12 protein-coding genes and 1 tRNA gene are annotated in these 13,897 nt (G+C 74.6%); all 13 read right to left on the bottom strand.

The window, feature by feature from the left end:
- Window positions 1–50 precede the first annotated feature (50 nt).
- The 13 genes from pheA to IPO09_06965 all read right to left on the bottom strand — a co-directional run bounded on the left by pheA (window position 51) and on the right by IPO09_06965 (window position 13,782).
- Window positions 51–875: a prephenate dehydratase gene (gene pheA, locus IPO09_07025; GenBank protein ID MBK9517098.1), complete on the bottom strand. Its 825-nt coding sequence runs from the start codon at window positions 873–875 to the stop codon at window positions 51–53.
- A 46-nt stretch (window positions 876–921) separates the two neighbouring features.
- A complete protein-coding gene (locus IPO09_07020) occupies window positions 922–1,602 on the bottom strand; it encodes an HAD-IA family hydrolase (GenBank protein MBK9517097.1) in 681 nt (226 codons plus the stop codon).
- The gene (locus IPO09_07015; protein ID MBK9517096.1) at window positions 1,599–2,585 is read right to left on the bottom strand and encodes an SUMF1/EgtB/PvdO family nonheme iron enzyme; all 987 of its coding nucleotides are present in this window, start codon (window positions 2,583–2,585) and stop codon (window positions 1,599–1,601) included. The genes IPO09_07020 and IPO09_07015 overlap by 4 nt, the downstream gene beginning before the upstream one ends.
- Window positions 2,586–3,505: 920 nt before the next feature.
- Window positions 3,506–4,078 (bottom strand): hypothetical protein, encoded by a 573-nt coding sequence (locus IPO09_07010; GenBank protein ID MBK9517095.1) that lies wholly within the window; start codon window positions 4,076–4,078, stop codon window positions 3,506–3,508.
- A gap of 114 nt (window positions 4,079–4,192) precedes the next feature.
- Window positions 4,193–4,264: transfer RNA gene (locus IPO09_07005), tRNA-Val, on the bottom strand.
- Between the two features lie 45 nt (window positions 4,265–4,309).
- A complete protein-coding gene (locus tag IPO09_07000) occupies window positions 4,310–4,618 on the bottom strand; it encodes a hypothetical protein (protein MBK9517094.1) in 309 nt (102 codons plus the stop codon).
- Window positions 4,608–5,042 (bottom strand): hypothetical protein, encoded by a 435-nt coding sequence (locus IPO09_06995; protein MBK9517093.1) that lies wholly within the window; start codon window positions 5,040–5,042, stop codon window positions 4,608–4,610. The genes IPO09_07000 and IPO09_06995 overlap by 11 nt, the downstream gene beginning before the upstream one ends.
- A 1-nt stretch (window position 5,043) precedes the next feature.
- Window positions 5,044–6,660, bottom strand: coding sequence for an Hsp70 family protein (locus tag IPO09_06990; protein ID MBK9517092.1), 1,617 nt, complete (start codon window positions 6,658–6,660; stop codon window positions 5,044–5,046).
- A gap of 42 nt (window positions 6,661–6,702) precedes the next feature.
- Entirely contained in the window at window positions 6,703–8,925 is a 2,223-nt protein-coding gene (locus tag IPO09_06985; GenBank protein MBK9517091.1) for an ATP-dependent helicase, read from the bottom strand.
- A 12-nt stretch (window positions 8,926–8,937) separates the two neighbouring features.
- Window positions 8,938–10,083 (bottom strand): hypothetical protein, encoded by a 1,146-nt coding sequence (locus tag IPO09_06980; GenBank protein MBK9517090.1) that lies wholly within the window; start codon window positions 10,081–10,083, stop codon window positions 8,938–8,940.
- Window positions 10,080–10,577, bottom strand: coding sequence for an HIT domain-containing protein (locus IPO09_06975; protein MBK9517089.1), 498 nt, complete (start codon window positions 10,575–10,577; stop codon window positions 10,080–10,082). The genes IPO09_06980 and IPO09_06975 overlap by 4 nt, the downstream gene beginning before the upstream one ends.
- Before the next feature lie 14 nt (window positions 10,578–10,591).
- Window positions 10,592–11,734: a signal peptide peptidase SppA gene (gene sppA, locus IPO09_06970; protein ID MBK9517088.1), complete on the bottom strand. Its 1,143-nt coding sequence runs from the start codon at window positions 11,732–11,734 to the stop codon at window positions 10,592–10,594.
- Window positions 11,735–11,826: 92 nt separating this feature from the next.
- The gene (locus IPO09_06965; protein ID MBK9517087.1) at window positions 11,827–13,782 is read right to left on the bottom strand and encodes a PAS domain S-box protein; all 1,956 of its coding nucleotides are present in this window, start codon (window positions 13,780–13,782) and stop codon (window positions 11,827–11,829) included.
- Window positions 13,783–13,897 lie beyond the last annotated feature (115 nt).

Raw genomic sequence — 13,897 nt, 5'->3', positions numbered from 1 at the left:
TTGCTCGGTTCGGAGGCCGTACTCCGGGCGTGACCTGGGCGGATCCCGGCTCACGCCCCGCGCGGGTACGATCCGAGCAGGTAGAGCCGGTGGACCCGGGCCCGAACGCCCTCCAGCGCCGCGGCCCCGGCCGGATCGAGGCGGTGCCCCTCGAAGTCGATGAAGAACACGTAGTGACCCAGCGCCTGCTTGAGCGGCCGGCTCTCCACCCGCGACAGGTTGATGCCGCGTGCCGCGAACTCCCCCATCACCTCGTAGAGGCCGCCCGGGCGGTCCCGGTCGAGCGTGAAGGCCACGCTGGTCTTGTCCCGGCCGGTCGGCGCCTCGTCGGCGCCGGTGAGCAGGACGAAGCGGGTGGTGTTCTCCTCGGTGTCCTGGATCGACTCGACCAGCACCTCGAGCCCGTAGCGGGTGGCGGCGGCGCGCGACCCGATGGCGGCCGCGCCGGCGGCCCCCTCGGCCACCTGGCGGGCGGCGTCGGCGGTGGAGTGGGTGGGCTCGAGCGCGGCGCCGGGGAGCCTGGTGCGCAGGAAGCCGGCGCACTGGCCGAACGGCTGGGGGTGCGAGAGGACGCGCCGCACCTCCTCCAGGCGGGTCCCCGGGCGGACCAGCAGGTGCTGGCGCACCGCCAGCAGGACCTCGCGGCGGATGAGCGGCCCGGGCCGGTGCACCAGCAGGTCGAGCACCGTGCCGATGGCGCCCTCCAGGGAGTTCTCGATGGGGAGCAGGGCGCCGTCGGCGCCGCGCGACAGGACGGCCTCGTAGGCCTCGGAGAAGGAGGCGCAGGGGAGCGGCGCCTCCGGCCCGGCGAGGTCGCAGCGGGCCACGGCCTCCTCGCTGAAGGTGCCGGGGGGGCCGAGGTAGGCGACGCGCATGGGGCGGCACCTTAGCAGCCGCCGGGGCCGGGCGCGCGGGCGGCGCTCAGCCGGCGGGGCGGGCCGCCTGCAGGCGGGCCACCAGCGGCACGATCTGCCTGGGGTCGTCGAGCAGGTGGTCCGCCAGCGGCGCCAGCACCTCGCGCGAGGCCGCGCCCCACAGCACCCCGGCGGTGGCCGTCCCGGCCGCCCGCCCGGCCGCCAGGTCGTGGTTGGAGTCGCCGATCATCACCGCCTCGGCCGGGGTGCGCCCCAGCCGCTCCAGCGCGTGGCGCACCGGCATGGGGTCGGGCTTGCACCGCGCCACCGTGTCGGCCGCCACCACCAGGTCCACCTGATCGCGCAGCCCCACGTGGCGCAGCGTCCGCTCGGCCCCCGCCTCGATCTTGGCGGTGATGATGGCCAGCGGGTGGCCGGCCGCGCGCAGGGCCCGCACCGCCTCCCCCGCCCCGGGGAACAGGCGCGTCATGGCGTCGTGGTGCTGGAGCCAGTAGGCGCGGTAGCGGTCGAAGAGGGCCGGCACGTCGTCCGGCTGCCGGGCGAAGGAGGCCAGCTGGTCGCGCAGCGGGGTGCCGATGCCGGCGATCCACTCGGCGTCGGTGGGGCACCGGCCGTAGCCCTGGAAGGCGTGGCGCACCGCGGCCAGGATGAACGGCACGGTGTCCACCAGGGTGCCGTCCAGGTCGAGCAGGACCGCGATGGGCCGGGCCGGAGCCGCAGCGCTCATCGGCGGTCCGCGCCGGGCAGCGACAGGATCCGGATCTCGCCGAGCTCGAAGGCCGGCCTGGGCGCGGCGGGGTCCTTCGGCGCAGGTGCGGGCGCAGGCGAAGGGGTCAGCGGGGTGCGGCTGGCGGCCAGCACCGGCGGCGGCGGGATGTCGCGTATCGGCGGCCTCGGCGGGAGCACCGCCGGCCCGGCGCCCGCGGGCACGGGCGCGCCGGGGTCGGCGGCGCAGCGGAAGCCGGTGATCTCGAACCGCTCGTCGGGCGCGTTCATCCCGCGGAAGCCGGCCGCCAGGAACTCCGGCAGGCTGTCGCCCCAGGAGCCGCCGCGCACCACCCGGTCCTTGCCGATGCGCGACGCCGTCCACTCGCGCACGTTGCCGCCGAGATCGTGGAAGCCGTCCGGGCTGTCGCTGGCCGGGTGGGCGCCGGCCGGGCAGGTCTGGTTCCGGCCGCCCTTGCCGAGCGAGTTGCCGGCGCCGTCCCAGCAGGCGCGGTCCGCCGGCGGCGCCTCGCCCCACGGGTAGGTGAGCCCGCGCAGCCGGCCGCGGGCGGCCCACTCCCACTCGGCCTCGGTGGGGAGCCGCTTGCCGTGGGCGCGGCAGAAGCGGTCGGCGTCGGTCCAGGCCACGCAGTTGACGGGGTGGCCCTCGCGGCCCGGGGCGCCGAAGGTGGCCGACTTGCCGCAGCGCACCCCCGCCTCCGGGCAGGCGCCGCGGGCCACGCAGGCGGCGTACGCGCCGGCGGTCACCTCCGACTCGTCGAGGCAGGTCGCCTGCACCGAGGCCACCTCGCTCCCGTCGGCCAGGGTGAAGCGGCCCCCGGGGACCAGGCGCATCCCCTCCGGGCAGCCCTGCGACGAGGCGGTGGACGGCGCCGCCGCGGCCGCGACCAGGGCGGCGCCGAGCAGCCAGCGGAGCGAACCCGCCGCGGCGCGCGGACTCGGGGCACGGCTCGGGCTGCGGCGAGGGAGGTTGGTCAGCGGCACGGACTCGTCGTGGTGGGAGGCGCCTGGCTGGACGGCAGGCCCCGAGGGGGTGTCGTTTCTAGCAAGGCCAGTGCGACGAAGGCAACGCCAGCACAGGAAGGCAAGCTGACAGGGCTTCCGCGCTCCGCCAAAGCACCTATCCGACGCGGATTCGAGCGGATGTGTCATCCGCCACATGGCGCCCGGGACGGCCTGCTGTACCTTGTTCCCAGGACCCGCGGCTTGCGCGACCCCGACGCGCCCCCCCCGCACGGACTTCCGCAGCAGGCCGCGGGTCCTAGTTTTTCCCGCCGCATCTATCCCACCTCCGTGCCACCTCTCGAGGTGCTGCCGCTCCGCGCTGGTGGGCCGCCAGGCATTCCTGGGGTATTTACCCACTGTGCGCTCTCCACCGCCTCCCGCCTGGTTCCTCGTGCTCCCGGCGCTCCTGATCGGCTCCTCGTCTTGCGCCAGGCCCCTCAGGTTCTACCCGCCCCTCCCGGTCCCTGACGCCACCCAGTTCCCAGCCGAGCCTGACAAGAACTCCGTTTCGCTCTTTGCCCTGACGAAGGCCGACGACCTCGTCCTGTGTCACCGGGCCTTCGTGCGGACCAAGACGCCTTCGTCGGGTCGCACTGTCATTCAGTTCAGCATTCGCCCGGATGGCGGCGTGGAGGGCGCCCGCGTGGTCGAGACCACGCTGGAGGACCCGAAAGTCGATCGACTGCATGGTCGAGGCCGTGTCGCGCTGGAAGACACCGTTCAGGCCAGCGGCATCGAGGACCTTCCGATACCCCTACACCGCCGTCGCCGAGGACTACGCCCGCCCTGTCGCGCCCAGGTAGCGCCACGCTGGGCTGCCACGAGGTGGGACGGGCTGGCCTGCGACCTCGCAAGTCGCTGCCTGGCCTGGGCCGTGCCCAGGCAGACGCCATCCATCGCTATGGCGCCAGCGGCTTCATCGGTTCAGGCGGGGAGTAGAAGATGGTCAAACTGAACGGGCGTGTGGCTATCCCCAGGGCAAGGTGCTGCTTAGGGGCGATGAGGGACTGAGCGAGCGTCACCTTGGATGATGGCGCGCTCCAGTTGCAGTGGACTTGGACGTTCCTGATCACACCCTTCGATTTGTCATCTGTCGAGCAGGCCTCAGGGGCACCATACCGACCGGAAAGCATCTTCAGCAGGAAGTCATACCGACCGACCGCCTCGGGCTCGGCAAGCGACCGCGCCGCGACCAGAATCCTGGCAAGCTTCTCTTTCGTGAAGACGAAATAGACCTTGTAGCTGCCGTCACCGATCTCGAAGCTTGGGATCTCGGCCAGGACCGGCCCGTCGTCGGCCCAGTTCGGCTTCAAGGGACTCCGGGCCTCGCCAGGGAACGCGGCGAGTACCTCTGCTGGGGCCATGCCCCAGCGAGCCTCCCTCCAGGCGGGCGGTGGTACGTCCGCCGGCTCCCCCGCCAACACCTGGACCGCTCCAAGGCAGCACACCAGCGTGGCGATCGCTCGAATCATGCCGGCAGCCTATCGCACCCTGGGTATGCCCCGCCGCTGAATCCTTCCACCCCAGCGAAGGCTCAAGAAAGAAGCAGGGGGCCAGCTTCTCCGCCGACCCCCTGCTCTGCTTCTTGGGCGCTGTAGGGCTTGAACCTACGACCCTCGCCGTGTGAAGGCGATGCTCTACCACTGAGCTAAGCGCCCGGCTGCTTGAGAGGGCGCGGAGTATGCCCACGGGCCTTCCCGCTGTCAACGCTCGCGCGCACCGCTCGCGTCGCGCCGCTCCTCCAGCTTCTTCCCGAGCTCGCGGGCCTTGCGCTTGACCCGGGCCAGCTGCTTCGCCAGCTCCTGGTAGTCCTGCCGGCCTGGGATCCCGGCGGCCTTCATGGCCTCGGCCTGCAGCGCCTCCAGCCGCTGCAGGGTGCGCTGCGCCAGCCCGACGGCGCGGGCCACCGCCTCCTGGCCCCGCGGGTCGGCCAGCACCTTGCCGGCGGCCTGGGCCGCCAGCGTGGTGGCCTCCTGCAGCAGGGCCTGCAGGCCCGGCAGCTCACGCCTCACGGCCACCTCCGGCCTCGTCGGGGAACTCGGTGGCCACCGAGGCCAGCGCGGCGTCGGCCACCGCGCGGTGGCCGGCCCGGCGCACCAGCGCCTCGAGGTCCCCGGTGACGCGGACCTGGCCGGTGAGCGCCGCCCGCACCGGGTCGGCGCCGCGCAGCAGCGCCTTCCAGGTGGCGTAGGGGGCGCGCAGCAGGTAGGCCGGCTCCAGCTCCAGCAGCTCGTCCTCGTCGTCCAGCAGGCGCCACTCGATGATGCGGCCGCCCTCCTGCCGGCCCCAGGCGGCCAGCGGCCGCGGGAAGCCGGGGGAGGCCTCCACCACCAGCCCCAGGGCGGGGGCCAGCCCGGCCAGCGCCGCCGCCAGCCCGGGCTGGGCGTTCAGGGCCGCCACCACCGCCGAGCACCAGGGGCGCGAGCCGAACTCCACCCTACCCCCGCTTCAGCCAGCCGAAGAGGCCGCCGCGCTTGGTCGTCTCGGCGCCCGCCTCGGCCGCCTGCGCCTGCTGGCGCGCCGTGGCGGTGTCGGCCAGCGCCCGCCTGAGCGCCTCCGGCGTGTCGCGGGTGGCCAGCTCCAGCGCCGTCATGCCGCGCGCCGGGTCGTCGAAGCTCACCTTGAGCAGGCACTCCTCGTCGAGCTTGAAGTCGATGCGCCGCCCGGTGGCGGCGGCGGGCAGGCGGATGGAGCCGAGGAACTCGTTGTCGATGATCAGGTCCGAGTCGCCCTGGTAGATGTCGATCTCGATGGGCTGGCCCGGCTCGCGCGGCGGCGGCAGCCGGAACGACTTGACCGCCGGGATGGGGGTGTTCTTCTCCAGCACCCGCCGCATGTGGCTGGTGGGGGTGGCGATGCCGATGGGCATGGAGAGCACGTCCACCAGCGTGACCGAGTCGATGCTGTCGAGCGAGTCGCCCAGCAGCGCCGCGCCCAGCGCCACGCACTCGTCGGGGTGGACGCCCTTGCGCGCCGGCCGCCCGAAGTGCTGGCGGATCTTCTCCTGCACCAGCGGCATGCGCGACTGCCCGCCCACCAGGATCACCTCGTCGATGTCCTTGGGGCGCAGGCTGCGCTCGCTCAGCACCTGGTCGCACAGCTCGAAGGTCCGGTCCACCAGGTCGCGGGTCAGCTCGTCGAGCCGCGCCCGCGACAGCGGCACCCGGATGTCGAGCGGCCGCCCCTTCTTCTCCTCGATGTAGGGCAGGTCGATGACCACGTTGGGGATGAGCGACAGGTCGATCTTGGCCGCCTCGGCGCCGTTCTTGACCCGCTGCATGGCGATGGGCGACTGCGCCAGGTCGATCTTGTGCCCCTGCCAGAACTCCTCGAGGACGTAGTCGATGATGCGGTTGTCGAAGTCCACCCCGCCCAGGAAGGTGTCGCCGCCGGTGGCCAGCACCTCGAAGACGTTGCCGGAGAGCTGCAGCACCGAGACGTCGAAGGTGCCGCCGCCCAGGTCGTACACCAGGATCTTCTGGTCCAGCCCGCGCGAGAAGCCGTAGGCCAGCGCCGCCGCGGTGGGCTCGTTGACGATGCGCTTCACCTCGAAGCCGGCCAGCTTGCCGGCCTGCCGCACCGCCTGCCGCTGGGCGTCCGAGTAATAGGCCGGCACCGAGATGATGGCCTCGGGGATGTCCTTCTGCAGGAAGGCCTCGGCGATCTTCTTGATGTGCGCCAGCACCATGGCGCTGATCTCCGGCAGCGTGGTGACCTTGCCGCCCAGCAGCACCGCCGCCTCGCCGGCCGGCCCCTCCACGATGTCGTAGCTGTAGTAGCTGCGCAGCTCCTGGACCACCCGCGAGTTCCACTTGCGGCCGATGAGCCGCTTGGCGCCGTAGATGGTGTTCTTGGGGTTGGTGACCAGCTGGTCCTTGGCCACCCCGCCCACCAGCAGGTCGCCCTTCTCGGAGAGGGCCACCACGCTCGGCAGGATCAGCGTGCCGCGGTCGGTGGGGACCACCCGCGGGATGCGGTTGCGCACGTGCGCCACGCAGGCGTTGGTGGTGCCGAGGTCGATGCCGATGATGGGCTTCTCGCGCGCTCCGGCCATGGCCCGGATCTGTAGCACGGATCCCGCCGCGCCTCCGCGACGCTAGAACGGCACGTCAGGGTCCTGGCCGTCCCCGTCACCGCCCGCTCCCTCGCCCTCGCCGCCGCGTGGCGCCGGCCCGGCCGGCGGCCGCCGCGGCGCCACCCCCGGCACGCCGCCCCCTTCACCCGGCCCCGGCGTCCCGAAGAGCGACGGCACGCTGCGCGGGTCGCGCGGCCCCACCGCCGCGGGCGAGGGCGCCGCGTCCAGCCCGGGCAGCCCGCCCCCCTCGTCGAGCTGCCAGCGCTCGCACAGGGCCGGCTCCCCCGGCAGCTCCTCCAGGAAGCGCGAGGCCTTCATGACCACCCGCTCGCGGTCGCGGGGCGTCGAGACCACCGGGTAGGTCAGGTAGAGCTCGTCCTTGGCCCGGGTGCAGGCCACGTAGAAGAGCCGCCGCTCCTCCTCCTCGCCGTCGCGGTCCTTGAGGGCCTGGGCCGAGGGGAAGCGCCCGTCGGCCAGCCAGACCACGAAGACGGCGCGCCACTCCAGCCCCTTGGCCTGGTGCACCGACGAGAGCACCATCTTCTCGTCCGGCGCCTCGGCCTCGCTGACCGTCTCGGCGGTCAGCTCGGAGAGCAGCGCGATCTCGGCCAGGAAGGTCTCGGTGTCGGCCCAGCCGCGGGCGTAGTCGGCCAGCTGGCGCAGGTCCTCGATGCGCGAGTCGGCGTTCATGAACTCGGCGCGCAGGTACTCCTCGTAGCCCGAGGCCAGCACCTTCTCGATGGCCTCGCCGGGCAGGTCCCGGGTGGGCGGCCGGTCCAGCGCCTGCAGCAGCGCCGCCAGCGCCTGGTAGCCGGGGCGCCCCTTGGCCGGCACCTGCCCGGCCACGTCCGGCGCCGTCAGGTCGGCCACCGTGCCGCCGCCCACCCGCCGCCGCGCCGCCAGGGCGCGCCAGACGGCCTCGGCGGTGGCGGTCCCCACGCCAGGGGTCACCTTGAGGCAGCGCTTCAGCGCCAGCTCGTCGCCCGGGTTGCGGGCGAAGCGCAGGTGGGCCAGCACGTCCTTGACGTGGGAGGCCTCGAAGAAGCGCACCCCGGAGCGCACCACGAAGGGGATGCCGCGCCGCGCCAGCTCGAACTGGATCTCCATCGAGTGGTGGTGGGCTCGGTAGAGGACGGCCATCTCCGGCAGCGGCACCCCCTCGTCGCGCAGCTCCAGCACCCGCTGGGCGGTGAAGGCCGCCTGCTGGAAGACGTCGCGGCAGGGCACCAGCGCCGGCAGCGCCCCCTCCGGCCGGACGCTGCGCAGCTCCTTCTCGAACTGCTTCAGGTTGTTGGCGATGGAGGCGTTGGCCAGCGCCAGGATCTGCGGGGTGGAGCGGTAGTTGACCGTCAGGGCGAAGCGCCGCGCGCCGGGGTAGCGCCGCTCGAACTCCAGGATGTTGGCGAAGTGGGCGCCGCGGAAGGCGTAGATGGACTGGGCGTCGTCGCCCACCACGCACAGGTTGCGGTGGTCCAGCGCCAGCAGGTCCACCACGTCGCCCTGCAGGCGGTTGGTGTCCTGGTACTCGTCCACCAGCAGGTGCCGGTAGCGCTCCGCCAGGGCCCGGCGCACCGGCTCCCGCTCCGCCAGCAGGATCTTCCAGTTGAGCAGCAGGTCGTCGAAGTCCATGGCGTTGAGCGCGTGCTTGCGCTCGGCGTAGCGCCGCGCCACCCGCAGGATCTCGTCGGTGAGCGGCGCGAACTGCGGCCGCCGGGTCGCCACCAGGTCGGCCAGCGGCGTCTGGGTGTTCACCGCCATCGACACCAGGTCCACCAGCACGTCGGCCTTGGGGAAGCGGCGCGCCCCCACCGCCTGGCCGCAGTCGGCCACCGCGGCCGTCATCACGTCGCTGGAGTCCTCGCGGTCCAGGATCGAGTAGCCCGGCGCGTAGCCCAGCTCGCCGGCGTGCTGGCGCAGGAGCTGGTGGGCCACGTGGTGGAAGGTGCCGCCGGTGAGGCGCCGCGTGTCGATGCGCGCCACCTCCTCCACCCGGCGCAGCATCTCCTTGGCCGCCTTGTTGGTGAAGGTGAGGAGCAGGATCGACTCGGGCTGGACCCCCTCGTGCAGCAGCCGCGCCACCCGCCAGGTGAGCGTGCGGGTCTTGCCCGAGCCGGCGCCGGCCACCACCAGGATGGGCCCCTCGGGGGCCTCCACCACCGCCACCTGCTCCTCGTTGAGGAGCCCCTGGTAGTTCAGGGCGCCGCCGCCGCGGGCGGCCGGGCGGAGCTGGTAGGTCCGTGACATGCGTTCAGGCTATCACGGGAAGCCGTCGAAGGCGCCGCAGGCGCGGCAGCGCCAGGCCCGCGCCGGGGCCTCGGCGCCGCACCGCACGCAGCGCACCGCGTGGACCCGCCGCCCCAGGGCGAGCACCAGCAGCTCGTGGCGCGCCGCCAGCTCGGCCCCCTCGGCCGGCGTGGCCTCCACCTCGCGCAGCAGGTCGCGCAGCGCCAGGGTGACCTCCCCGCGGGCGTCCAGGTCCAGCGCGGTCCGCAGGGCCACCAGCGCCTCGGCCGGCCGCTCCAGCCGGTGGAGCAGGCGCCCCAGCAGCATGTGCAGGCCGGCGTCGTCCGGGGTGGCCGCCGCCCGGGCCGTGAGCGGCCCCAGCGCGGCCGCGCGGTCGGCCAGGGCCGCGAGCACCGGCCAGGCCAGCACCGCCGCCCGGGGGGTGGCGTCCAGCCCGCGGCCCAGGGCCGCCAGCGCGGCCTCGGGCTGCCCGGCCGCCGCCGCCGCCTCGGCCACCGCCAGGTGGGCGGCGGCGCAACCCGGGTCGGCCTCCACCGCTGCCGCCGCCGCCCGCTGCGCATCCTGCAGCGCCGCCGGCCCGCCCCCGCCGGCCACCGCCCCGGCCACCTCGGCCCGCGCCGCCGCCGCCAGCAGGTGGGCCCGCAGCCGGTCTGGCCCGGCGCCGGCCAGGCCGAGCTGCACCTGGGCGGCCTCCCGCCAGGCCCCCTGGTCGGCCAGCACCTCGCGGTAGGCCTCGGCGCTGGCCCGGTCCAGCGGTGCGCCGGGCGCCAGCAGCTCGAGCGCCTCCGCCAGCATGCCGCTGCGCCGGTAGTCCTCGGCCAGCTCGCGCAGCACCTCGCGCCGCTCGGCCGGGTCCGGCCACTGGCCGGCCAGCATGTTGCGGTGCAGCCGGATGGCCCGCGCCAGGTCGCCGGTGCGCCGCAGCAGCGCCCCCAGCGCCAGGTAGGACTCCTTGGCCTGCGGCGTGCCGAGGCGGGCGGCGTCGGAGAGCGCCTCGATGGCGGCGTCCGGGTCGCCGGAGATCATCGAGCGGACGCCCTTCAGGTAGGCCTTGGCCTCGGTGCGGCGGCGCCGGTGCCGGCTCACCGCCACCCCCAGCGCCGCCAGGACGCCGAGGGCCGCGGTGGCCGCCACCAGCTGGAGGTGGGCCTCGGTCACGGCGGCGACGCGGCGAACCCGGCGTGCACCTTCTCCCAGGTGGTCTCGAGGTGATCGACCATGACCCGGATGTCGGCCAGCACCGGCATGAAGTTGTTGTCGCCGACCCAGCGCGGCACCAGGTGCCAGTGCAGGTGGTCCACGATGCCGGCGCCCCCGGCCCGGCCCAGGTTCATGCCGACGTTGATCCCCTCGGGGCGGTAGACGGCCCGCAGCACCGCCTCGGCCCGCCGCACCTCGTCCATCAGGCCGGCCCACTCGACCGGCGGCAGGGCCTCGAGCGCGGCGCCGTGGCGGCGCGGCACCACCATGAGGTGGCCGGAGTTGTACGGGTAGCGGTTGAGGATGGTGAAGGCGTGCGGGGCGCGGTGCACGATGAGGGTGCGCCGGTCCTCCGCCTCGGCCTCCGCCGGGTACTGGCAGAAGATGCACCCGGTCGGCTTCTCCGCGGCGATGAACTCCATCCGCCACGGCGCCCAGAGCGGCCGCTGCATGGTCCCCTCCCCCTTCAGCGCGCCAGCAGGTAGAGGCCCGGCTGCCGGGCCTCCGCCACGCCGCGCTCGACCCCGGCCGTGGCGCCGCGGGCCAGGGCGCCGGCGGCGCCGCCCAGCAGGTTCTCGAGGAGGTGGGCCCCGTCCTCGGGCGGGTACACCAGCGTCGGCTCGCCGGAGAGCTTGGCCTCCGCCTTGGCCAGGTCCACCGCCACGTAGAAGTTGCCCAGCACGTCCACCAGCCCCAGGTCCCTGGCCTCCAGGCCGGTGATGACCCGGCCGTCGGCCACGGCGCGGACCTTCTGCTCGTCGAGCTTGCGCCCGGCCACCACCGCGCCGAGGAACTGCTCGTAGATGCCCATGGTGGTCCGCTCCCAGTAGGCGCGGTCCTCCGGCGACAGGTCGCGGAACGGGTTGCCCAGGTCCTTGAGCTTGCCGCTCTTGATGGTCTCCACCTTCACGTCGAACCGCTCGGCCAGCCCCTTGACGTTGACGAACTGGCTGACCACCCCGATGGAGCCCGTCAGCGTGCCCGGCAGCGCCACGATCTTCGGGCAGGCCACCGCCACGTAGAAGCCGCCCGAGGCGGCCAGGTTGCCCAGCGAGCAGACCACCACCTTCTTCTTGGCCAGCCGCACCACCTCGTCGTGGATCTCCTGCGAGGGGGCCACCGCGCCGCCGGGCGAGTCGATGCGGATCACCACCGCCTTGATGCCGTCGTCGTCGTGGAAGCGGCGCAGGTGCTTCATGATGGGCTCGGACTCGGCGCCGCCGCCGCCGCCCATGCCGATGCCGCCCTTGACCTCCACCACCCCGATGCGCGGGCCGGTGGAGAGGCTGGGCGACTCGCCCCGCACCACCGTGTAGGCCAGCAGCAGGAACCCGAAGAACACCAGGAACAGGCCGCCGAAGATGAAGGCCACGATGCCCATGGCCAGGCGGTCGCGCCGCGGCGGCGAGGGCGGGGGCACGGCGGCCTGGGCAGGGCCCCAGCCCGGCGGCGGCCCTCCCCAGCCCGGGGCGCCGGCCCACCCCGGCGTGGCGGCGTAGCCCGGGGGCGGGGGCGCGGCGTGCGGAGCGGGGGGCGGCGCTGCGGGCGGCGCGCCCGTGGGCGCCACCGGCGTGGTCGGCAGGGGCTCGTCGGGATCGATGGGGGACATGAGGGGTCGAGGTAATCACGCGGGGGGCGGGGTCGCAAGCCGCGGCGGCCTGGCTCAAGGGGGCGCCGCACCCGGCCGGCCTCCGCGCCGCGTCAGGCCGGTCCGTCGAGGGCCTGGCGCACCCGCGCCAGGAGGTCCTCGGGCGCGAAGGGCTTCGGCAGCAGGTTCACGGCGGCGTCGAAGACGCCGCGGCGGGCCACGGCCTCCTCGGCGTGGCCCGAGACGAAGAGCACCCTGAGGCCGGGCCGCTGGCGCGCCAGCGCGGCGACCACCTCCGGCCCGGACTGGCCGGGCATGACCACGTCCGAGACGACCAGGTGGATGGCGGCCGTCTCCTCGCGCGAGGCGGCCAGCGCGGCCGGGCCGCTCTCGGCCACCAGGACCCGGTACCCGGCCTTCCGCAGGGTCCGCACCGTGACGCTGCGCACCTGGGCGTCGTCCTCGACCACCAGGATGGTCTCGGCGCCGGTCGGGGTGGCGCGTTCGGCGGCGGGCCGGTCCGGCGGCGGCTCGTCCGCGGGGCTCGCCGCTCCTCGCGGCAGGTAGACCAGGACGGCGGTGCCACGGCCCGGCTCGCTCTCCACGAGGAGCTGCCCGCCGCTCTGCTCGACGATGCCGTAGACCGTCGCCAGCCCCAGGCCGGTCCCCTGCCCCACCGGCTTGGTGGTGAAGAAGGGCTCGAAGAGGTGGGCCCTGGCCTCCGGGCTCAGGCCGGTGCCGGTGTCGGCGACCGTCAGCTGCACCCACTCCCCCGCCCGCAGGCCGCCCTCGCCCGGGCCGTGCCGGGTCACCAGGGCGTTGGCGGTGGAGATGGACAGCCGCCCGCCGGTGGGCATGGCGTCCCGGGCGTTGACGGCCAGGTTCATCAGCACCTGCTCCAGCTGCCCGGCGTCGCCGAGGACCGGCCAGAGCCCGGGGGCCGTCTCCACCGAGAGCTCCACGTCCTCGCCGAGCACCCGGCGCAGCAGCTTCTCGCTGGCCCGCACCAGCTCGTTGAGATCGAGCCGCACCGGGGTGATCACCTGCTTGCGGGCGAACGCCAGCAGCTGACGGGTCAGGTCGCGGGCCCGCAGCCCGGCGGCGCGGACCTCCTCCACCTCCTCCAGGCCGGCCGCCCGCCCGGCCAGGGCGTCCTCCCGCAGCGCCGAGGCGCAGCTCAGCACCACGGTGAGCAGGTTGTTGAAGTCGTGGGCCACCCCGCCCGCCAGCCGCCCGATCGACTCGAGCTTCTGGGCCTGGCGCAGCTGCGCCTCGGTCCGCCTCCGGTCGGTGACGTCGCGGATGAAGGCCACGATGCGGCCCGGGGCCCCCGGCACCAGGGTGAGGCTGGACTCGACCTCCACCAGCGTCCCGTCCTTTCGCCGGACGCGGCTCTCGAAGCGATCGAACCCCTGCTGGCGCAGGCGGACGATGCGCGCCTGGACGGCGGACTGGTCGTCCACCGCGTCGACGTCGGAGACGCGCAGCCGCAGCAGCTCCTCGCGGGTGTAGCCGGTCATGGCCAGGGTGGCCTCGTTGGCGTCCACCAGGCGGCCGTCCTCCGTCAGCTCCCAGAAGGCGTCGATGGAGGCGGCCAGGACCGCGCCGCGGTGTCGCTCCCGCTCGACCAGCGCCTGCTCGTCCCGGCGGGTGTCGGTCACGTCCCGGGCGGTGCCGATGATCCCGGCCACCCGGCCGGCGGCGTCGCGCCAGGGCGCCTTGGTGGAGGCGAACACCCTCGGCCCCGAGGGGGTGCCCATCACGTCCTCGCCGGTCACGACCTGGCCCGACGCCAGCACCCGCTCGTCCACGGACCGCACGGCGGCCGCCTGGCGTGGGTCGGCGACCAGCTCCTCGTTGCAGCGCCCCAGCACCTCCTCGAGCGGTCGCCCGAGGACCCGCAGCGCCGCCGCGTTGGCGAAGAGGTAGCGGCAGGCCGCGTCCTTGAGGAAGACCGGCTCGGGCACGGCGTCGAGGAGGGCGCGCAGCACCGACGCGTCCACGAGGAGGGCGCTGGCCTTCACCGCCCCGCCCGCGGCGTGGGCCTGGTCCGACTGGTCCCCGCTCATACCGCTCCACCTCGGGCCCGGGTTCTCGGGCGGGATGATAGCGGATCCCGGCGCGCCCGGCGCCACCGGCGAGGGCCCCGTGGGGCGCGCTCCCCGGACGCGAAAGCGGGCGGCC

Origin of the sequence: Anaeromyxobacter sp., from assembly GCA_016718565.1 — a bacterium.
GTDB lineage: Bacteria > Myxococcota > Myxococcia > Myxococcales > Anaeromyxobacteraceae > JADKCZ01.
Note: the sequence above shows the minus strand (reverse complement) of the source record. Positions and strands in the feature narration are given on the sequence as shown.